We start from the raw sequence: 21135 nt of genomic DNA, 5'->3' as shown, positions 1-21135 counted from the left end.
ACCTCAGATGCCCCGCTTCGCTCCGCTACCCGAACGCCGGCCGGCCATCGTGGCCGGGGCCTCCTCCGGCATCGGAGAAGCCACCGCCATCGAATTGGCCGCGCATGGCTTTCCCGTCGCTCTGGGGGCGCGTCGCGTCGAGAAGCTCGACGACATCGTCGGCAAGATCAACGCCGACGGCGGTGATGCGGTCGGATTCCACCTGGACGTCACCGACCCGAACTCGGTGAAATCCTTTGTCGCACAGTCTGTCGACGCCCTCGGCGACATCGAGGTGCTGGTAGCCGGTGCCGGCGACACCTATTTCGGCAAGCTCGCCGAGATCACCACCGACGAGTTCGAGTCTCAGCTGCAGATCCATCTGGTCGGCGCAAACCGATTGGCCGCCGCCGTGTTACCCGGCATGCTCGACCGGCAACGCGGCGATCTGATCTTCGTCGGCTCCGACGTCGCGCTGCGCCAGCGACCGCATATGGGTGCCTACGGCGCCGCCAAGGCGGCGCTGGTCGCGATGGTCACCAACTTCCAGATGGAACTCGAAGGCACCGGGGTGCGGGCCTCGATCGTGCACCCCGGCCCGACGAAGACGTCGATGGGCTGGAGCCTGCCCGCCGAGAAAATCGGTCCCGCGCTAGAGGATTGGGCCAAGTGGGGCCAGGCCCGGCATGACTACTTCCTGCGTGCCTCCGACCTGGCGCGCGCCATCACATTCGTCGCCGAGACACCCCGCGGCGGCTTCGTCGCGAACATGGAGCTCCAGCCCGAAGCTCCGTTGGCCGCCACCACAGAACGCCAGAAGCTCGCGCTCGGCGAAGAAGGGATGCCGAAATGACCTCAACCGCAGTGGTGCCCCGGGTTTCCGGCGGTGAAGAAGAGCACGGCCATCTCGAGGAGTTCCGGACCGATCCGATCGGCCTGATGAAGCGCATCCGCGAGGAGTGCGGCGACGTCGGCTGGTTCCAGCTGGTCGACAAACACGTCATCTTCCTGTCCGGGGCGGAGGCCAACGAGTTCTTCTTCCGTTCTGCCGACGAGGATTTGGACCAAGCCGAGGCCTACCCGTTCATGACGCCGATCTTCGGCAAGGGTGTGGTGTTCGACGCCAGCCCGGAGCGGCGCAAGGAGATGCTGCACAACTCCGCGCTGCGCGGTGAGCAGATGAAGGGCCACGCCGCCACCATCGAGCGCCAGGTCAACGGGATGATCGCTGACTGGGGTGACGAGGGTGAGATCGAATTGCTCGATTTCTTCGCCGAATTGACCATCTACACCTCCACGGCGTGCCTGATCGGCGAGAAGTTCCGCAACCAGCTCGACCACCGATTCGCGCAGTATTACCACGACCTCGAGCGTGGCACCGACCCGTTGTGTTACGTCGACCCCTACCTGGACATCGAGAGTTTCCGGCTGCGCGACGAGTCGCGCGTGAAACTCGTTGCGCTGGTTCAGGAGATCATGGACAACCGGCTGGCCAACCCGCCCAAGGACAAGAGCGACCGCGACATGCTCGACGTGCTGGTGTCCATCAAGGACGAGGAGGGTAACCCGCGGTTCTCCGCCGACGAAGTCACCGGCATGTTCATCTCGTTGATGTTCGCCGGGCACCACACCAGTTCCGGGACGTCGGCGTGGACACTGATCGAACTGATCCGGCACGCTGACGCCTACGCGGAGGTGCAAGCCGAGCTCGACGAGCTCTACGCCGACGGCCAAGAAGTCAGTTTCCATGCGCTGCGCTCGATCCCGAAGCTGGACAACGTCGTCAAGGAGACACTGCGGCTGCACCCGCCGCTGATCATCCTGATGCGGGTCGCCCAGGGCGAGTTCGAGGTACAGGGCTTCCCTATCCACAAGGGCGACTTCGTGGCTGCGTCACCTGCGATCAGCAATCGGATTCCCGAAGACTTCCCGGACCCCGATGCTTTCCGGCCGGAGCGCTACAACAAACCCGAGCAGGCCGACATGGCCAACCGGTGGACCTGGATTCCGTTCGGCGCCGGCCGGCACCGCTGCGTCGGCGCCGCGTTCGCCCAGATGCAGATCAAGGCGATCTTCTCGGTTCTGTTGCGCGAGTACGACTTCGAGATGGCTCAGCCCGCCGACAGCTACCGCAACGACCATTCCAAGATGGTGGTTCAGCTGGCCCGGCCGGCCAAGGTCCGCTACCGCAAGCGCACGCGGGGCTGACGCGCATGGGCTCGTTCAGGATCGAAGTCGATCTGGATCTGTGCCAGGGCCATGCCATGTGCGAACTGGAGGCGCCCGACTACTTCCGGGTGCCCAAACGCGGCAAGGTCGAGATCCTCGACGCCGAACCGTCCGACGACGCCCGCGACGAAGTCGAGCGTGCCGTCGAAATGTGCCCTACCCAAGCGATATTCATCAAAGAGAAAGGTTGACAATGGCGTCGCACCCCCGAGAGTTATTGGACGACTGGGTTGAGCGGTGGCTGGAAGCCAACCGGGTGGCCGAGCGTGAAGGCGACTGGAAGGGCTTGGCCGACTTCTACGCCGAGGACGCCACCTACGGCTGGAACATCGGGCCCAAAGAGGACGTGATGTGCGTTGGCATCGACGAGATCCGCGACATCGCACTCGGGCTGGAGATGGAAGGCCTGGAGAACTGGCAGTACCCGTACCAGAAGGTGCTGATCGACGACAAGCAGGGCGAAATCGTCGGCTTCTGGAAACAGGTCGCCCTCGACTCCGACGGCGGCCAGTCCGAGATCTACGGCATCGGCGGCAGCTGGTTCCGGCTCAACGCCGACGCCAAGATCGAATGGCAGCGCGACTTCTTCGACTTCGGCCATGTGCAGGCGCTGTACCTGGATTTGATGAAAGCCGGCAAGTTGTCCCCGGGCATGCAGAAGCGCATCGAGCGCAGCCTGGCCGGTGAGAAGCTGCCCGGGTACTACCCGCTGGGTCAGGCACCCGTCCCGATCTGGTGAGCTCCGTGCTGGGCACCCAACCAAGCATTTGATTTGTTATGGGGGCTATGCTGGCGGTCAGAAGTGCCCTGTGGCACTCGTCACCACCGTGCCAGGCAAGATAGGTGCCGGGCACTCTCAATTCAACGGCGAAATGGGGTCGAATCCATCGTGAAGACAAAAGGCGCACTGATCTGGGAGTTCAACCAGCCCTGGTCCATCGAGGAAATCGAGATCGGCGACCCCGTCAAGGACGAAGTCAAGATCCAGATGGAAGCGGCCGGGATGTGCCATTCCGACCATCACCTGGTGACCGGCGGCATCCCGATGGCCGGATTCCCGGTGCTGGGCGGGCACGAAGGGGCCGGGATCGTCACCGAAGTCGGCCCCGGAGTCGAGGACCTTGCGCCGGGTGACCACGTGGTGCTCTCGTTCATCCCGTCCTGCGGACAGTGTCCGACCTGCCAGGCCGGCATGCGCAACCTGTGCGACCTGGGCGCCGGGCTGCTCGGCGGCGCGGCGGTTTCCGACGGCACCTTCCGCATCCAGGCTCGCGGACAGAACGTCTTCCCGATGACGTTGCTGGGGACGTTCTCGCCGTACATGGTCGTGCACCGCAGCTCGGTGGTGAAGATCGACCCGTCGGTGCCGTTCGAGGTGGCCGCGCTGGTCGGTTGCGGCGTCACCACCGGCTACGGGTCGGCAGTCCGCACCGCCGACATCCGGCCGGGCCAGGACGCCGCGATCGTGGGTGTGGGCGGGGTCGGCATGGCAGCGCTGCAGGGCGCGGTGGCCGCGGGGGCCCGCTACATCTTCGCGATCGACCCGGTGGAGTGGAAGCGTGACCAGGCACTGAAGTTCGGCGCCACCCACGTCTACCCCGACATCAACGCCGCGCTGATGGGCATCGCCGAGGTCACCTACGGCCTGATGGCGCACAAGGTGATCGTGACGGTCGGCGAGCTGCACGGCGCCGACATCGACAACTACCTCAATATCACTGCCAAGGGTGGGACCTGCGTGGCCACCGCCATCGGCAGCCTGCTCGACACCAACGTGACGCTCAACCTGGCGATGCTGACCCTGATGCAGAAGAACCTGCAGGGCACCATCTTCGGCGGCGGCAACCCGCAGTACGACATCCCCCAGCTGCTGGCGATGTACAAGGCCGGCAAGCTGAACCTGGACGACATGGTCACCACCCAGTACCGCCTGGAGCAGATCAACGAGGGCTACCAGGACATGTTGGAGGGCAAGAACATTCGTGGCGTAATCCGCTACACCGACGCCGACCGGTAGGCCCGCGATGACTCAGACCGCGCCATCCCCGGCGCTGGCAGCGTCACAGTCGTCATGGCGCTGTGTGCAAGCACACGACCGCGAAGGCTGGCTGGCGCTGATGGCCGACGACGTCGTCATCGAGGACCCGATCGGCAAGTCCGTGACCAACCCCGACGGCAACGGGGTGCGGGGCAAGGAGGCTGTCGGTGTCTTCTACGACACCAACATCGCGGCCAACAACCTGACCATCACCTGCGAGGAGACGTTCCCGTCCAGCTCACCTGACGAGATCGCCCATATCTTGGTACTGGACAGCAAGTTCGAGGGCGGCGTCACCAGTTCGGTGCGCGGGGTGTTCACCTACCACGTCAACGACGAGGGACTGATCGCCAACATGCGCGGGTACTGGAACCTGGACATGATGAAGTTCGGCCAGGAGTAGCGCCCCGCCCCTTGCGCCCGTCCCTTGCGCGAGCAGACGCAAAAGCCCCCAAAACCGCAGGTTTTTGGGGGCTTTTGCGTCTGCTCGGCCGTGGGACTAGCCGATGCGGCCGATGCCGGTGATGTTGCCCTGCATGATCTTGTTGCCCATCAGCACCATCGACGAGGTTTGAATCGGATCGCTGAGCAAGGTGGCCGACTTGGGTTGCTGGTACACCAGGCTGCCGGTGTTGGGGTCGATGACGGCGTAGGCGAACAGGTCCGCCGGTGTCGTCTGGTCCAGCCCGATACGCGTAATCGTGTAGATCAGGCCGTCTCCGGTGGACAGATGCGGCAACGCGGCGCTGCGAACTTTGCTCTCCCACACCGTATGACAACCCGGACCCGGGTTGTTCATGTCGACTCTGGTCATGCCTCCGACGAACGGCGCCGTCGGGGGAACCGCCGGACCGGCGTTCGGCGGCACCGCCGGATAGGGGTAGCCGTAGGTGCTGGCGATGAACATCGAATTGCCGACACCGATGGGTGAATTCTCGCTACCCGGCCCGCCCTGTGTCAGCACCGTCTGCTGACAAACCAGGTTTCCGGTGCCGGATTGGTAGACCAGCGCATGCACCTGCGGTTCGGCATTGTCGACGATGGTCAGGTAATCGGCGCCGGTGGGACCGAAATAGGTTGGAGTGGAACCGGTTCCCCAACTCAGTTGTCCGGGTTTGCGTGCCGGCCCGCGGTCGTAGTTCTGGCTCCACAGGACCTGGGGGTTGCCGCCACCGTTGAGGTTGATCTCGTAGAGGGCGTGCGTGGTGGCCACCGCAACCCGGTTTTGTGGCGAGGCCGAAATACTGTTCGCCACTTGCTGTCCGGCGGGCAGCTGCAGGCTGGCAACGCCGCCGCCGACCTTCGCGACACCCACCACGCCGTTGCCGGTGGCGAACCAGACGTTGCCCAAATAGTCGGGGACGACACCGACCGAGCTGTCGCCGGACGGTATCGCGCCGGACAGGTCGGTGGACTCGGTGACGACCAGGTGCCAAGCGCCCCGTTCGTCCCTGCTGTGCGCGACGCGAAGGAGATGGTTGGTGCCGTCGATCAGCACCATCTGGTTGTTGTTGTCCAGGTACGCATAGACACCGCCGAGCAGTCCGCCTTTGGCGATGTCCATGCTGGCCAGCGGAATCACTTGCGGCAGAACGCCTCCGGGGTCGATCAGGTGCAGCACCGGAGCCTGCTGGGTGATCGTGGTGCACAGTGCCAGCACCAGGCCGTCGGTGCCCTGCGTGATGGTCGGGCAGGCCGCCAGCAGCGGGAACGCCAAGATCGGGACCAGGCGGGCACCGGGTCCTGGTAGCGGCCCGGCGTCCGCAGATCCCGCGTCGTTGTGCATGGACGCAAGACCGTTGGGTGCCATGTACGGATTAGGCGGCGCCAGCGGCCCGAATGCGTCGGCGGCGCGGGCGGGGGTGATGGCCGGAAGCAGGGAGACAGCCCATGCGGTCAGCACTGCCAGCGCAATTGCCAACAGTTCCTTCGGCCATCGCGCCAAGGTGCCCTCCCGCGGTTTGGGTCACCTGGCAGTGTGGCGACCGTTGAGTACGACACCGCAACGGAGCGTTAACGATTCGGCGTCACGTCAGCCGGCGTCGGGTACGTCCACGCCGGCCGCCCGGACATCCTTCCCCTGGTTTCGTAAGCCAGTCACACGAATCCTGCTCTATATCAACGGTTCGCGAAGCGACGGCCAAGCTTCCCGTCGTCGTTGTCGCGTACACGCTGCCGAAGTTGGCGGCGCGTGCCACCGGTTGACGCGCGCTCCGGGCCCCCTAGTTCCTCAAGATTCCGGATGCCCACGGATGGCGCGTCGACAGCGCACCTATGCTGAGGCAATGGCATCGATCTTCACCAAGATCATCAACCGTGAACTACCCGGCCGCTTCGTCTATGAAGACGACGACGTCGTCGCGTTCCTGACGATCGAACCCATGACCCAAGGGCACACGCTGGTGGTGCCGCGGGAAGAAATAGATCAGTGGCAGAGCGTGGACGGCGCCGCTTTCGCGCGGGTCATGGAGGTGTGCCAGCTGATCGGCAAGGCGGTGACCAAGGCGTTCTCGGCGGAGCGTGCAGGGGTGATCATCGCCGGTCTGGAAGTACCGCACCTGCACGTCCACGTGTTCCCGACTCGCAGCTTGGGTGACTTCGGTTTCGCCAATGTCGATCGCAACCCGTCGGAACAGTCGCTCGACGAAGCGCAAGCGAAGATCAAGGCGGCGCTGGCCCAACTGCAGGGCTCCTAGCCGACCACAGGCGCGTTTGACCGAAAGTCGCCGATGTTGTTGTCGGCGTTAGTTTCTCGTCGGGTCGTAGGGTGTGTACCACCACCAGTCGGCGCGTTCGCCGGTAGGCCCGGGACAGGGTGGGACATCAATGGCATTGCGCTGACCAGCCAACTCCGCGAACTCCTCAAACAGCACATCAATGCGCTTGACCTCGTTCAACGGCTCAGCCGTTGCGGACATGACGTCATCATCGCAGCGCCCACCGACAACTCACGGCGAGCGGCGATCTCACCCCACCGAGGCGCGCACGTCGTCGACTCGGGGCAGGGTGACCCGGAAGCAGCATCCCTCGCCGGGTGCGGTGGTGACCGTGACGGCGCCGTCGTGCGCCCGTACCAGCGAGTCGACGATCGACAGCCCCAGCCCGCTGCCGCCGGTCGCGCGGGCCCGCGACGAGTCGGTGCGATAGAACCGCTCGAAGACGCGCTGCGCATCCTCCTGGCTCATGCCGGGCCCGGTGTCGGCGACCTCGAGCACGGCGTCGTCGCCGACGGTGCCCACCCGCACGGTGATATGAGCGGTCTCGGGCGTGTGCTGGATCGCGTTGGCCACCAGATTGCTCAGCACCTGGCGCAACCGGGGTTCGTCACCGAGCACCTCCGGGGTGCCGGGACCGTCGAGCACCTCCATGGTGATGCTGCGCTCGGGATCGATGGCGCGCCCGTCGTGCACGGCGTCGATGGCCAGCGCCAACAGGTCCACCGGACCCTTTTCCAGCGGACGTTGCACATCCAGGCGGGCCAGCATCAGCAGGTCCTCGACCAGCAATCCCATCCGGCCGGCTTCGCTTTCGATCCGCGCGAGCAACATCGACACGTCGCTGGCGGCACCCTGCCGGTAGAGTTCTGCGAACCCGCGGATCGTGGTCAACGGGGTACGTAACTCGTGGCTGGCGTCGGTGATGAACCGTCGCATCCGCTCCTCGGAACCGCGCGCGGCTTCAGCCGACGTCTCGGAAGCCGCCACAGCCTGCTGAATCTGGGCGAGCATTCCGTTGAGCGCCAACGACAGTCGGCCAACTTCGGTGCGGGGGTCGCGCTCGGTGACGCGACGATCCAGTTGACCCGCCGCGATCGAGGCCGCGGTCTGCTCGACTTCGGTCAACGGTCGCAGGCTCCGGTGCACCACCGCGAAGCCGGCGATCCCGACCACCACCAGCACCGCGGCGCCGATGCCGGCCTGCAGTAGGACCAGCGCGCGGACCGTGTGGTCGACGTCGGACAGGTCGATGGCCACGGTGGTCAGGCCCCCCTGCGGGCCGCGCACCGAGACCGCGCGCCACTCGATGTCGGAGTCGTCGACCGACGGCAACGTCGTCGGATTGGGTCCGACGTCGTTGTCGGGCGGCAACGCCGGTTCGGCATTGCGGTCGTTGATGGCCGTCATGCGCTGCCCGTCGGGTCCGATCGCACGGACGTAGAACTTCGACGGCGGGCGGGCCGGGTCGGGGCTTTCCCCATTGGGCCGGGTGTGTTTCCACGGCGCCTGCGCCCACGTGCGGGTGGCATCGAGCAACGTCGAATCGATCCGGCTGATCAGGCTGTGCCGCAGGATCGACGTGACGGCCACACCAGATGCCAGCAGACCGCACGACACCAGCACCAAGGTCGCCGCAACCAGGCCTACCCGCAACGGCACCGCGCGTCGATACCGTCTTACGGTTTCGGTGCCGGCCACGCTCAGCGCGGCTCCCGCAACACGTAGCCGACGCCCCGCAGGGTGTGCAGCAGTCGCTTCTCGCCGGTGTCGACCTTGCGGCGCAGATAGGACACGTAGGACTCGACGACGTTGACGTCGCCGCCAAAGTCGTAGCGCCACACGTGATCCAGGATCTTCGGTTTGCTCAGCACCGTGCCGGCGTTGATCACGAAGTAACGCAGTAGCGTGAATTCGGTGGGAGACAACGAAACCGGCTCGCCGGCCTTCCACACTTCGTGGGTCTCCTCGTCGAGTTCGATGTCGGCGAACGAAAGCCGGGTTTTGCGTGGCTCATTGGCGCGGCCCTTGCCGGCGCGCCGCAGGATCACCCGCAGCCGGGCAACGACCTCTTCCAGGCTGAACGGCTTGGTCACGTAGTCGTCGCCGCCGAGTGTGAGCCCGGCGATCTTGTCCTGCAACGAGTCTCGCGCCGTCAAGAACAAGGCGGGTGCATCGACGCCGTCGTCGCGCAGTCGCCGCAACAGACCGAAGCCGTCCATGCCCGGCATCATCACGTCGAGGATCAGCGCGTCCGGCTTGGCTTCGCGGGCACGATCCAGCGCTTGGGTCCCGTTGCTCGCGGTGAAAACCTCGAATCCCTGGAATTTCAGACTCACCGAGAGCAATTCGACGATGTTGGCCTCGTCGTCGACGACGAGGATCCGAGCTTCCGGTTGGGTCATCTCGTTCGGGTTGCCCAGTGTCATGGCGTCAGTCTCCCCGCCCTAACTCGTGCGTTTGCTTCGCGGCTCAATGTCGACCGCTAGTAGTCTGCCAGGATCGAGGAAATTGACTCAGACCCGCACGGGATTTCTCGGGCGCGTCGCGAATAGACTCAGCAGAATGAATCTCGCCAAATCCGTCATGGCGCTGGCGACTGCGCCGGCCCGAACCGGCCTGGCCGCCGCCGAGGCGAGCCTGAACCTGGCCGGGGCCGCGGTTGGTCTCGCCAAGCAGGTACTCGGTGACACCACCGGGCCGCGGGGATCCAACGCCATGGCCAACATGCTGGGCATCGACGACGCCCTGGCGCGCGCCAACCGGCTGGCCCGATTGCTTGACGACGACATGCCGCTGGGACGCGCGGTGGCACCCAACGGGCCGATGGACCGAATGCTGCGCCCCGGCGGGGTGGTCGACCTGCTGACGTCGGAGGGAGGCCTGATCGACCGGCTGACCGCCGAGGGCGGTGGGTTGCAACGCGCCCTGCAACCGGGCGGCCTGGCCGACCAGTTGCTGGCCAATGACGGCCTGATCGAGCGGGTTCTGGCCGAGGACGGGTTGGCCGACAAGTTGCTCTCCGAAGGCGGGCTGGTCGACAAGCTGACGGCCAAGAACGGTCCGCTCGAGCAACTGGCCGACGTGGCCGACACCCTGGCCCGACTGGCGCCCGGGATGGAGGCACTGGAACCGGCGATCGCGACCCTGCAGGAAGCCGTCATCTCGCTGACCATGGTGGTCAACCCGCTGAGCACCATCGCCGACCGCATCCCGCTGCCGGGCCGGCGGCCCCGCTCGTCGTCGCGGTCGGTGCGCTCGCAACGCATCGTCAACCCCGACTAGGCTGGCACCGGCTTTGCCGGCCTCCTTAGCTCAGTGGTAGAGCACTCGCCTTGTAAGCGAGCGGTCGTCAGTTCAATCCTGACAGGGGGCTCTGAACTGCATTCGGCAGGAGAGATGCCCAACCCCTGAGCTACGGCCTATGGCGCCTGCTGATCTGGTATCTCAGACCAGATGACAACCTGGCTTGAGTTCTGCCGCTGTAATACCAACTCACAGTCCCATACACTTGGTTTGTGCAGCTAGACCGCTTCGCCAATAGTCCGGTCGGAGACCTCAGAGCCATCGCGGGAACTGATGGCCGCAACGGTGAGTCGTACTCGCACGCAGCATTCGTTGCTCATCCCCTCGGCAATGAGCCGGACCTGCAGGGAGCTACCTGGCGTGTTGTCACGCGAGCGAGTCGGGCTTTGGCGCACCTCGACCAGGCATCGCGTCAGGTCCCGAACCCTCGTGTGCTTCGCCGCCCGATGCTCAGTCGCGAAGCGCAGAGCACGTCCGCTTTGGAAGGGACCTTCGCCCCGATCGACCAAGTGCTGGGGGCCGATTCTGCGAACCGGGAAGAGCACGACGCCGCGCTCAACGAAGTGCTCAATTACGTGAGTGCGGCAGATGCGGCTTTCGACTATGTCGGCGAACACCGCTCGATTACAACGAGTTTGATCCAGTGGGCGCACCGTGAGCTCGTAAGCGGTACGCAGTCGGAGACTCCGGATGCGGGCCGTATCCGACAATGTCAAGTTGCTATCGGCAGCCCCGACGGAACGATCGAGTCCTCGAGATTCGTCCCCATGCCCCCCGGTGCCGAACTCGACGCCGCCCTTCGGGATCTTGTCGAGTGGATCAACAATGGCGGCCGCGACCGAGATCCCCTGATAGCTGCCGCGATGACGCACTACCAATTCGAGACGCTGCACCCGTTCAACGACGGCAACGGTCGTCTAGGTCGTCTGCTCATAGCGCTGCAACTCATGGTCGATAGGCTTCTTCAAGAGCCGCTGTTGAGTGTGTCGCCGTGGTTCGAGGCTCGCCGAGAGGACTACCAGGACGAACTGGTGAGGATGTCCGCGACCGGTGAATGGGACTCGTGGATAACGTTTTTCAGCTCAGGTGTAGAGGCGTCGGCAGTTGATACCGCGAACAGAATCAACCGTATGCTCGAGGCTCAACGCGACTATGTGCAACGTCTCCAGAACAGCAACTATCGGGGCGGCGTCGCCCGGGACATCGTCGAGGCACTTGTCGAATCACCGATTGTGCGCGTGCCGGCGTTGGCCCGCCGGTTCCACCGGACGCCGCAGGGGATCGACGTTGCCGTCAAGCGCCTGACATCGCTGGGGATTCTGGTCGGCCCGGTTGGCACCTACGGCCGGTACTACGTAGCGCCGGAAATCTATCGCGCGATTACGTCCCCCAATCCACAAGTCGGAATGAGGTAGCCCCCTACTCAGTCCGTCGCCCGTCGCGCGCGTGACGATCCATCGGTCACGACCCAAACGGGGAGGCCTGATGTTTCCGGAACGCATTCTGGATTGCCGCGGCACGAACTCGGTGCTGCAGCTCAAGCGGGTGAGCAAGACCTACTCCCGAGGCGGCGAGCAGGTGCAGGTGCTCGTCGACTTCGACTTCACGTTGGAAGCCGGCGAGTTCGTCGTCGTCACCGGGCCGTCGGGGGCCGGCAAGTCCACCCTGCTGCACATCGCCGGCGGGCTCGACGCACCGGACAGCGGCGACGTGACGGTGTCCGGCCAGGACTTGGGGTCGATGAGCAAGGGCGCACGCGCGGCGTTCCGGCGCCGCAACCTGGGCTTCGTATTCCAGTTCTTCAACCTGGTGCCCATGCTGACCGCCGTGCAGAACGTGTCGTTGCCGCTGGTCCTGGACGGGGTACCGGCCCGCGCTGCCGACGCACGCGCTGAAGAACTGCTGGAACGGGTCGGGCTGGCCGATCGGGCCCAGCACCGGCCCGCCGAGCTCTCGGGCGGACAGATGCAGCGGGTGGCGGTGGCGCGCGCGCTGGTGGCCCGGCCGCCACTCATCCTCGCCGACGAGCCGACCGGGAACCTGGACAGCCATTCCTCGGCCGAAGTGCTGGATCTCTTGCGGTCGCTGTCGACTGAGCACGGCGCGGCGGTGGTGATGGTGACACACGATCGGGCCGCGGCAGGCTACGGCAGTCGCGAAGTGCATCTCGTCGACGGGCGAGCGTGTGCACCCGATCCCGCACCGGCGGCGGAACGGTCATGGTGAGGCTGCGTGCCGGGTGGACGTCCTTCCGCCGCATCCACCTGACCGCGTTGGTCGCCGACTGGCGCCGGACGCTGCTCAGCGTGATCGGGGTGGCGCTCGGAGTGACCGTGGTACTCGGCGTCTTGATACTGAAGACCGAGATGACCCGGCCCTTCGACTCCTACGGCCCATCGCTGGCCCACGCCGCGAACACTGGAGTCATCGAGGTCACGCCGAAGGTCAGCGGCCGCCTGCCGCCCGACACCGTCAACCGGCTGCAGTCCGAAGTTGCGGGGGCGCAGGCCGTTGTTCCCGTGGTCGCCGCCTTGACGCCGGTCGACTTCCCGCACACCGCCGACGGGAGCCACGGATTCTTTCTGCTCGGTGGGACCTGCCAGGTCGAGCTGTTGATCGGCTCGTTCAATTGCGAGCAGCGCGCCCACGACGTCAAACCCGCCGACGGTCCCGGCGTCCCACTGCAGATGCCCACGGCCATCGCGCAGCGGCACGGCCTGAAACCCGGTGACCCATTGCGAATTCCGGGCCTGCCGCCGGGGGCGGCGCACCTGGGATCGACCTTTCCGGAATTCGACCGCGTCCAGGGCATCAACGACGGCTACGTGTTGTTCGCCCCTTCCGCCGAGATCGCCGCCAGCCTGCTGTCCTCACCCGGCTATGCGACAGCGGCGTTCGTCCTGCCGCGACCGGGGACAGCCGTAACGGCCGAGCTGGACCGCGTGATCGCCGGCGTCGCGACGGCCGGGCCGCCCCGACCGCACCTGCCGGCCGTATTCGAAAGCGGCGCACAGAGTTTGAATCTCACGATGCTGGCCGGCATCATCGTCGGCGTCCTCATCGCCGTCAACACCATCCTGCTGGCCATCGAGGACCGCCGAGCGGTGCTGGGCACCATCGGCGCGATCGGTGCCAGGCCCGTCGGCCTGTTCGGCGGGCTGCTCGGCGAAGGAACTGCAGTGGGGCTACTCGGCGGATTGTCAGGTGTACCAACCGGTTTCCTATTCGGGACCTACCTGGTGGACACGTTCGGGCGGTCGATGCTGGCCGGGTCCGGCGGCACCGTTGCGGCGCACTTCACACCGAGTCTGATACTGGCCGGGGCAGGCGCCGGGATCCTCTGCGGAATTCTCGCGATGATCGGACCGGCGACAAAGTCGTTCCGCGACGGACCATTGGCATCGATGGCCAGCGCCGGCGGAGTGCAGCGCGCCAGGAAGATCCCGTTCTGGCCGCTGATCGTGGGGGCCGGCTTACTGGCGGCCGCAACCGTTTTGATGAAAATCTTCGAGCGCGGGTCGCTGCCGCTGAACGTCGGCATCGATGGGTTGACGGTGGGCTTGTTCGGGATCGTCTTGGTGACGCTGTGGCTGGCCCCGCGCGGCGCCGGACTGTTGATCGAGTTGCTGACGGTCGCCCGTCCCGCGGTGGGACGTCTGCTGAATGCCGACTTTCGGCGTTACGCACTGTTGTTCGCGTTCTCCGCCGCGCTACTCGCCGAAGCCACCAGCTTGGCCATCGGCTCACACAGCATGCAGGTGCTGGGCGCCGGCCAGGTGGCCGCGCAGAAGAACGACCGGCTTCCCGCCTCGCTGATGATTACGGCCCAATCGGTGCTGGATCAACGGGACGGCCGGATCGCCGATTCCACCTTCGATTCGGTGACCAGCGCAACCGGCGGGCGTCCGGTGTCCTCGCGCTGGCGGTCCACGATCTCGTCGGGGGCGCTGTCGCGTCTGGTCGTCGGCGTGACGCCGGGTGATTGGTACAGCCAGGCGTTGTACGAGCCGGCCCAAACCGGTGCCGAGTTCTGGAATGCCTTGCAGCGCGGTGAGATCGGACTGAGCCAGATCGCTGCCAGCCGGCTCGGCGGGGTGCCGGGGGGCACCGTCGAACTGCCCACCGTCACCGGGTCGAAGCGATACCGAGTGGCTGGGATCTTTGACGCACGGATGGTCAACGACGCCGCAGTCGGCGACATCGTCTTGGCCTCTGAGAGTTCGGCGCGCAGTGACTGGGCGGCCGCGCGTGACCAGGTGGCGGTGGCCTATCGGTCCGCGGCGGAGGCAACCGCCCACCGCGACGATTTCCTGAATCTGGAGGCCGGGCTGTGGGTGTATGACAACCAACAGTGGCAGTCGGTGGCTGCCAAGGGGATCACCCGATTCTTGAAGCCGTTCACCATCGGGGGGTACCTGGTCATGACTGCCGCCGGCATAAGCCTGCTGAATGTGTTTGTGCTGGGACTCATTCAACGCAAACGTGAACGGTCCGCCTTGCGGGCGATCGGGATGACCTGTCGCCAGGAACAGGCCGTGATCATCGCCAACGCCGGGCTCCTCGGACTGCTCGTGTCGGGTGTCGCGGTTCTCGGAGGCGTGGGCCTGACGTACCTGTGGTCGATGGGGTCACCGGTGTTCTACGGCACCAGGATCGACTGGGGCGTGGTGCCATTGCCGCTGCGGACGGCTGTGGTGGCCGTGTTCCTGCTTGTCCTGGCCGCCGCGGTATATCCGGTGATTCATGCACGGCGGCTGGAAACCGTTGGGATACTGCGTACCAGCTGAGCCCTCAGCCGTGGATCTCACGGTGCAGGGACGGGATGTCGTCACCCGTACAGCGAAACCGGTGCATGCGCTCCCGAGCGGCAGGGTTCGACAGAGCCTCGAACTCCCTAGGCGGCAAGGACATCTGGAGAACCAGCCCGCGACCGTCCGCACCTTCCATCAGGGCGCCAAGACCCGCGACCGGCAATGCCAGCACCAGGGTGCAATACGACGTGAGCGCGCCCTCGAACTGGACTCGGTAGACACCGAAGCTACTCAGGTTCGTGACGAGCGGGTTCCAGCGGGCCGGATTGAAAGCTGTGGTTACGCAACGTGCTGCCTCCCACGCATTGGCAGCGTCGAGGAACTGCTGATTGATTCGCATGTCGCAGTGTTGATCGGCGAAGTGGTCCACGCCGTGGCGAATGCGTGCTGCAATCGCGCCGACTGTCTCTCCGCGTCGCACGTCGACGTTCAAGGTGGTCACGATGTTGCCGATCAGCATGGGATCGAGACCGCACCGATTCCGCACGTTCACGACGACCGCGAGACTGCGGCAATCCACCGCGGGATCCGCTCTCATGATGGCTTCGCAGACGTGCGCACAGACGACATCGTTGGCGGACAGCCGCATTCGGCCGCCGTACGCGCCGCGCATGCGGGCGAGCTCGTCGTCGCCGAAGTAGAAACTCAGCGTCCGTTGCTTCCTCGCGTCCTTCGCCAGGTACAGCGCACTGCGGGCGAGTTCTGCGAGCCCGAGGCTACGTACCCCGGGCTGGGAAGCGCCGTCCGCGGGCAGATGCTCATCGAGGTAGGCGGCCCGATCTTCGACCAGCAACGGTTTCGGAAGCGGCTTGTCGGCGGCCGCGGCGACCCAACCGTTCATCAAGTGCATCAAGGTCTGCATGTCGCCGACCGCGTGGTGCCAGGAAACCCCGATCGCGGTCGCGTCATCGCGGAGCTGCGTGACACGTACCTTGCACAACGGACCCAGGCCCCACCGGGCCGTGACGCCGTTCACCGGGTCGACCAGCCATAGTCCGTCGTCCCTCGTCGTGGAAAGGATCGCCTCGCGCAGGGTACGACCGGACGACACAACCGTGAACGGCACACCCTGCGCTTGGCATCGAATTCGCATCGGGCCGTTGAGCATCGACATCCGTCCGGCGAAGATCGGCAGGTTCGTGAGGGTGCGTGCGAATGCCTGGGTCAGCAGCGTCGTGTCCAGGGGCCGCTTGAAGAAGAAGACGACGTGGGTCGCCAAATTGGCCACGATGGTGTCGCCGACATTGCAGCGGACCTCCAGCCGTCGCGCGTTCGACGGTTTGATCAGCTGGGTCGACACCGGGCTACCTCCGACGATTCACCACTACGCGGCCACCCTGCCTGGGGGTGTGAGCGATCCCGCGGAACACCGACTTCTCGCCAGGGGCGGAGTCGGTCTCGACGCAGAAGTCCCGCAACACCGTGCGCAGCACAACATCCATTTCGGTGATCGCGAAATCAGCTCCGGGGCAACGTCGCTCACCACCACCGAAAGCCAGCCATGCTGAAGCCGCCGGGCGGGTGCCCGAGAACCTGCGCGGATCGAACCGTTCCGGGTCTGGGAAGATCTCTGGGTTTCGCTGGAGATCGGCGATCCGCACCAGCACCGTGCGCCCGTGCGGGATCCGCCAGGCGCCGAGCTCGAAATGCGGCGCCACGTCACGGCGACCCGCCACATCGAGTACGGTCCGCACGCGCAGCAACTCCAGGATCGTGGCCCGACGGAACTCACTGCCTCCCGCATCGACCTCGCGGACCAGATCAGCCAACACCTCTGGGTGACGCCGCAATCGCTCGAATGCCCAACCCAGCGCTGATGCGGTGGTTTCGTGTCCCGCCACGACGAAGGCCAACAGTTCGTCGCACATGTCCGTCCGGGACATCCCGGTTCCGTCGTCGTGCCGGACGCGCAGCAACGCTGCCAGGATGTCGTTGCGCTCGCCGCGATGCGGATCGCGCTGCGCCCCGTCGATGAGGCTGAATACGTTCTCGTCGAATACTTTTCGGAGCCGGTCGAGCCTGCCCCACGGGCTGTGACGTCGCGCCCAGGCCGGTGGTGCGGGCGCGAACGCCACGAGCTGCCCGAGTTTGATATACGGCGGGACGACCTCGCGCAACCGTTCGAGTTCCGGACCGTCGGCGCCGAAGACGGTTCGCAGGATCACGCTCAACGTGATCCGGTTCATGGGTTCGAGGGCCCGAAATTCCTTATTCTCTTGCCAATTCGCGGTTTCACGCAGCGTCTCGGCCTCGATGAGCTGTTCGTAGTCCCTCAGGCATCGGCCGTGAAACGCCGGCGCCAGTTGCCGGCGGCGGTCGCGGTGCCGTCTGCCCTCGATCCCGAAACTCGATCCCGGCCCGAACCAGTTGCTGAGGTTCGGTTGCACGTTGATCATCTGTTCGGGATCCGCGGTGTACACAGCGCGCGCGAGAGCCGGGTCGGAGACGACCACCGACCGGCCGAAGAATGGGACATTGATCTCGAAAATGCGTCCGTGCCGCCGGATCCAGTGGTGCATCGCCCGCCGGCGGAAGAATGCAAATGCCGCACCTTGTACGAGCTTCGGAAGGCGCACCGATGGCGGCGTCGGTATCGATGTGCCGCAAGATTCGAAACAGGCCGCATCGGTCAACTGGTGCCCCACCAGAAAACTGTCGCCCCCGTGCGTGAAGGTGAGTTGCGTAGTGCACTACTCGATCTCGGCGGTCCCGTACGCGGAAGTACGCAGCGCGGCCGAAATACGTGTGAAACATATGACCTTTATTTGAGTTCCCTATCCTCGTCCTGTGCTGGGCTTGACATTGCCGGTTGAATCAGTGGGTTGACGATTTACCAGATACGTACATAGGGGGTTGGGTGGACCAGGACGGGACGCCGTTCGGCCGGTACCGGTTGATCGAGCTCATCGGTCGCGGCGGCATGGGCGAGGTGTGGCGGGCGTACGACACCGAGACCTCACGGATCGTCGCCGTCAAGGTGCTGCCCGAGAACCTGGTTTCCGACCCGACCTTCGTGCAACGGTTCCGCCGGGAGGCACTGGCCGCCGCGGGACTCAACGACCCGCACGTCATACCGATCCACCACTTCGGCGAGATCGACGGCCGCCTCTACGTCGACATGCGGCTGATCAAAGGCCGCGACCTGCAGACCATCATCGCCGAAGGAGTGATGGAGCCGGCCCGCGCGGTGATGATCATCGAGCAGATCGCCTCGGCACTGCACGACGCCCACCAGATCGGGCTGGTACACCGCGACGTCAAGCCCTCCAACATTCTGGTCACGCCGAACGACTTCGCCTACCTGATCGATTTCGGGATCGCCAGCGTGGCCGGGGAATCGCGGATGACCAACACCGGCAGCGTGATCGGCACCTGGGCCTACATGGCGCCGGAGCGGCTGAGCAAAGGCCAGGCCGATCCCCGCAGCGACACCTACGCCCTCGCGTGTGTGTTGCACGAGTGCCTGACGGGCAGCCAGCCGTTCCCGGGCAACAGCCTGGAACAGCAGATCGGCGGCCATTTGGGTTTGCCGGCGCCCCGGCCGTCGGCGCTGCGGCACGGCCTGCCGGTGCAACTCGACGGGGTCATTGCGATCGGGATGGCCAAGAATCCCGAGCAGCGCTATTCGACTCCCACCGAGATGGCTGCGGCGGCCAAGGCGGCAATCACCCAGCCGACGGTGCTGCCCCCTCCTCCGCGGAATACCGACCCGGGCCAATCGGAAACGCAGCGGGTGCCGATCGCGCCGGGCGCCCCGAGTCAGCAGCGGAACTACTATCCGCCGACTCCGAACCGCGGCCCGTCCAACACCGACCCGACGCAGTACCGCTCATACGGCCCGACCGACAATCGGGGCGGCCAGTACGGTCCGTCCAGTCCCAGCCAATCCGGCGGCGGATCGGCGCAGAGCGGGCAGACCACCAAACCGGACCCCAAGCGTCGTCGCCTCATCCTGGCGGGCAGCATCGCGGCCGTCGTCCTGGTTGTCGCCCTGGTCGCCGGCTTCTTGATGACCAAGGGCGGCGGTTCGGGCGGTGGTGGCGCCGCCACGGCACAGCCGGCGAATACCGGCCCGCTGACCGGCACCTACACCCTGACGTTCGGCCCGAGCATCGACATTGCCGGCAGGGAGCAGCAAGGCAGCGAACCGGCCGGCAAGGAGACCTGGAAGCTGCGGTCGGTGTGCGGCGACAAAGGCTGCGTGGCTACCGCTGCGAGAAGCAGTGGAAACCTCAAGCACCCGACGACTCTGACATTCGACGACATCAGCGGACGCTGGGTCGCCGTCACCCTGGACACCGAACGGTGCGGTAACGAGGACATCGAAGAGTGGCATTGGGTTTACTTGCGGCCCCGGCCGGACGGCAGCATGTCCGGCGAATGGATCGACGATTCCGTCAGGTGCTACAGCAAACGGAGCGTGACGTTCACCAAGACCGGTGACGCGGACATCTCCAGCTTGCCCGACCCGGTCACCCTGCCGGCACGCGTGAAATCCCCGGCACTGGGGCTGCACGGGTTCTATCGCTCGAAATTCAGCACGGCGGCCGGCCAGGCCAGACCGGGCGACCAGGACTTCAGCGTCGACACCTTCTGCCTGCGCGCCGGCGACCGCTGCCTGAGCCGTTTCGTGCTGACCGATTTCAGTGACCACCAGCTGTTCATCTTCGCCAACAACGCTTGGACGGAGAACTCCGAGGAAGATGTGCCCTGCTCGGCCGGCGGGACGAGCCATGTGCGGGTCACGGGCGTGTTCCCGTTGGCCAAGGGGGCCGCCGACCCGATACAGACGCTGTCCGGACACGGCATGGAAGAGGCTTCGGGCAGCACCTGCAAGGGTGGCCCCTACGATCAGGTCTTCACCCGCATCAGGGACTGAGCCGGCCGCGGGGATTCACCCCGCCACCAGTCGACACGAACGACGACAGAACTCGTCGCGCGCCGACACCGCAAACCCCTTTAGAAAGTCCCAAGAAACTCACAAGGCGCGGTCCGCAGACTTCACTTCAACAGTTACACCCCTATCCGTTCACACCGAAGTGACCAAGCAGGCCAACATGAGCAACGACATCCAGACGATGTTCCTTCACGGCGACCGCGTCGCCTACCGCGACGAAGGCGCGGGCGAAGTGCTGCTGCTGATCCACGGTATCGGCGGCAGCTCGAAGAACTGGAACGCGATCATCCCGACGCTGTCCAAGAAGTTTCGCGTCATCGCACCGGATCTGCTGGGGCACGGTCAGACCGACAAGCCGCGCGGCGACTACTCACTGGGCGCGTTCGCGGTGTGGTTGCGTGACTTCCTCGACGCGTTGGGGATCCCCCGCGTCACGGTCATCGGTCACTCGCTCGGCGGCGGCATCGCAATGCAATTCACCCACCAGCACCGCGACTACTGCGAGCGGCTGATCCTGATCAGCAGCGGCGGTCTGGGCGCCGAAGTGAACCGAACCCTGCGGCTGATCTCGCTGCCCGGATCCGAGATCGTGTTGCAGCTGGCCTCGTCGCGGCCGATGATCGCTGCGCGCAAAGCGTTTTCGGCGCTGCGGTCCAGCGACGAGCACAAGTCCCGGCTGGGCGAGCACTGGGAAGCGCACGCCGCGTTGTCGAACCGGGAGAACCGGCTGGCGCTGCTGCGCACGTTGCGCGCCGTCGTCGACCGTCGCGGCCAGTTCGTCTGCGCGCTGAGCAAGCTGCACTTCAACGCCAACGTGCCGGTGCTGATCATCAGCGGCGACCAGGATCGCGTGATCCCCGTCTCGCACGCCTACGCGGCCCACGAAGCAATGCCGCACAGCCGGCTGCACATCATCCCGGGTGTCTTCCACCACCCGCAGACCGAGCAGACCGACACCGTGGCGGGTCTCATCGACGACTTCATCGACGCGAACGGCGACTACACCAGCGCGGCCGTGTCCCTGGCCGACTGGTCGGCGGCGGCCGACTCGCGACGCGGCGGCCTGCGCTCCCGCGCGGTGATGCAACGCATCGGCCGTCGTCGCTCGCGCCGACACCTGCAGGCGGTGCCAGCAGCCAGCTGAACCCGCTGCGGTGGAAC

18 protein-coding genes and 1 tRNA gene are annotated in these 21135 nt (G+C 65.6%); 14 read left to right on the top strand and 5 right to left on the bottom strand.

The genetic code is table 11. The annotated features are described in order from the left end of the window. The first annotated feature begins 7 nt into the window (after positions 1 to 7). The 6 genes from AC5Y46_RS03375 to AC5Y46_RS03350 all read left to right on the top strand — a co-directional run bounded on the left by AC5Y46_RS03375 (position 8) and on the right by AC5Y46_RS03350 (position 4649). Positions 8 to 832, top strand: coding sequence for an SDR family oxidoreductase (locus AC5Y46_RS03375; RefSeq protein WP_499943591.1), 825 nt, complete (start codon positions 8 to 10; stop codon positions 830 to 832). Further along, on the top strand, positions 829 to 2187 hold the full coding sequence (gene cyp51 / locus AC5Y46_RS03370; RefSeq protein WP_499943592.1) for a lanosterol 14-alpha demethylase: 1359 nt from the start codon (positions 829 to 831) through the stop codon (positions 2185 to 2187). The genes AC5Y46_RS03375 and cyp51 overlap by 4 nt, the downstream gene beginning before the upstream one ends. 5 nt (positions 2188 to 2192) lie before the next feature. Next, entirely contained in the window at positions 2193 to 2399 is a 207-nt protein-coding gene (locus AC5Y46_RS03365; RefSeq protein ID WP_499943593.1) for a ferredoxin, read from the top strand. 2 nt (positions 2400 to 2401) lie between these two features. After that, positions 2402 to 2947, top strand: coding sequence for a nuclear transport factor 2-like protein (locus AC5Y46_RS03360; protein WP_499943594.1), 546 nt, complete (start codon positions 2402 to 2404; stop codon positions 2945 to 2947). A 150-nt stretch (positions 2948 to 3097) separates the two neighbouring features. Beyond that, on the top strand, positions 3098 to 4225 hold the full coding sequence (locus tag AC5Y46_RS03355) for an NDMA-dependent alcohol dehydrogenase (protein ID WP_499943595.1): 1128 nt from the start codon (positions 3098 to 3100) through the stop codon (positions 4223 to 4225). A gap of 7 nt (positions 4226 to 4232) precedes the next feature. Beyond that, the gene (locus AC5Y46_RS03350) at positions 4233 to 4649 is read left to right on the top strand and encodes a ketosteroid isomerase family protein (protein ID WP_499943596.1); all 417 of its coding nucleotides are present in this window, start codon (positions 4233 to 4235) and stop codon (positions 4647 to 4649) included. Between the two features lie 96 nt (positions 4650 to 4745). Here the strand turns inward: AC5Y46_RS03350 and AC5Y46_RS03345 are convergent, their stop codons facing one another. Then, positions 4746 to 6191, bottom strand: a complete 1446-nt coding sequence (locus tag AC5Y46_RS03345) for a hypothetical protein (RefSeq protein ID WP_499943597.1) — start codon at positions 6189 to 6191, stop codon at positions 4746 to 4748. 340 nt (positions 6192 to 6531) lie between these two features. Here AC5Y46_RS03345 and AC5Y46_RS03340 point away from each other — a divergent pair, with 340 nt between their 5' ends. After that, positions 6532 to 6942, top strand: coding sequence for an HIT family protein (locus AC5Y46_RS03340; RefSeq protein WP_499943598.1), 411 nt, complete (start codon positions 6532 to 6534; stop codon positions 6940 to 6942). Between the two features lie 270 nt (positions 6943 to 7212). Here AC5Y46_RS03340 and AC5Y46_RS03335 read toward each other — a convergent pair whose 3' ends face one another. Together AC5Y46_RS03335 and AC5Y46_RS03330 are read right to left on the bottom strand one after the other, a co-directional pair. Then, positions 7213 to 8661 (bottom strand): sensor histidine kinase, encoded by a 1449-nt coding sequence (locus AC5Y46_RS03335; protein ID WP_499943599.1) that lies wholly within the window; start codon positions 8659 to 8661, stop codon positions 7213 to 7215. A gap of 2 nt (positions 8662 to 8663) precedes the next feature. Beyond that, positions 8664 to 9389, bottom strand: coding sequence for a response regulator transcription factor (locus AC5Y46_RS03330; protein WP_499943600.1), 726 nt, complete (start codon positions 9387 to 9389; stop codon positions 8664 to 8666). A 136-nt stretch (positions 9390 to 9525) separates the two neighbouring features. Between AC5Y46_RS03330 and AC5Y46_RS03325 the strand changes: the two genes are divergently transcribed. From AC5Y46_RS03325 to AC5Y46_RS03305, 5 genes are all read left to right on the top strand, one after another. Next, positions 9526 to 10245: a hypothetical protein gene (locus tag AC5Y46_RS03325; RefSeq protein ID WP_499943601.1), complete on the top strand. Its 720-nt coding sequence runs from the start codon at positions 9526 to 9528 to the stop codon at positions 10243 to 10245. 19 nt (positions 10246 to 10264) lie between these two features. Further along, positions 10265 to 10336, top strand: a tRNA-Thr gene (locus AC5Y46_RS03320). Positions 10337 to 10478: 142 nt separating this feature from the next. Then, positions 10479 to 11681, top strand: coding sequence for a Fic family protein (locus AC5Y46_RS03315; RefSeq protein WP_499943623.1), 1203 nt, complete (start codon positions 10479 to 10481; stop codon positions 11679 to 11681). A 70-nt stretch (positions 11682 to 11751) separates the two neighbouring features. Beyond that, positions 11752 to 12492 carry an ABC transporter ATP-binding protein gene (locus AC5Y46_RS03310; protein ID WP_499943624.1) on the top strand — a complete coding sequence of 247 codons (741 nt, stop codon included), beginning with the start codon at positions 11752 to 11754 and terminating at the stop codon, positions 12490 to 12492. Further along, positions 12486 to 15053 carry an ABC transporter permease gene (locus tag AC5Y46_RS03305; protein ID WP_499943625.1) on the top strand — a complete coding sequence of 856 codons (2568 nt, stop codon included), beginning with the start codon at positions 12486 to 12488 and terminating at the stop codon, positions 15051 to 15053. Before AC5Y46_RS03310 ends, AC5Y46_RS03305 begins: the two co-directional genes overlap by 7 nt. A 4-nt stretch (positions 15054 to 15057) precedes the next feature. On the opposite strand, the gene AC5Y46_RS03300 is transcribed toward AC5Y46_RS03305, so the two are convergent. After that, positions 15058 to 16377 (bottom strand): acyltransferase, encoded by a 1320-nt coding sequence (locus AC5Y46_RS03300; protein ID WP_499943626.1) that lies wholly within the window; start codon positions 16375 to 16377, stop codon positions 15058 to 15060. A 4-nt stretch (positions 16378 to 16381) separates the two neighbouring features. Continuing rightward, the gene (locus tag AC5Y46_RS03295) at positions 16382 to 17596 is read right to left on the bottom strand and encodes a cytochrome P450 (protein ID WP_499943627.1); all 1215 of its coding nucleotides are present in this window, start codon (positions 17594 to 17596) and stop codon (positions 16382 to 16384) included. A 338-nt stretch (positions 17597 to 17934) separates the two neighbouring features. Here AC5Y46_RS03295 and AC5Y46_RS03290 point away from each other — a divergent pair, with 338 nt between their 5' ends. Both AC5Y46_RS03290 and AC5Y46_RS03285 read left to right on the top strand, forming a co-directional pair. Further along, the gene (locus AC5Y46_RS03290) at positions 17935 to 19956 is read left to right on the top strand and encodes a serine/threonine-protein kinase (RefSeq protein WP_499990108.1); all 2022 of its coding nucleotides are present in this window, start codon (positions 17935 to 17937) and stop codon (positions 19954 to 19956) included. 178 nt (positions 19957 to 20134) lie between these two features. Next, positions 20135 to 21118: an alpha/beta fold hydrolase gene (locus AC5Y46_RS03285; RefSeq protein WP_499990107.1), complete on the top strand. Its 984-nt coding sequence runs from the start codon at positions 20135 to 20137 to the stop codon at positions 21116 to 21118. The last annotated feature ends 17 nt before the right edge of the window (positions 21119 to 21135 follow it).

Source organism: Mycobacterium sp. NGS59 (assembly GCF_059812345.1).
This window is presented reverse-complemented; position numbering and strand designations above follow the sequence as displayed.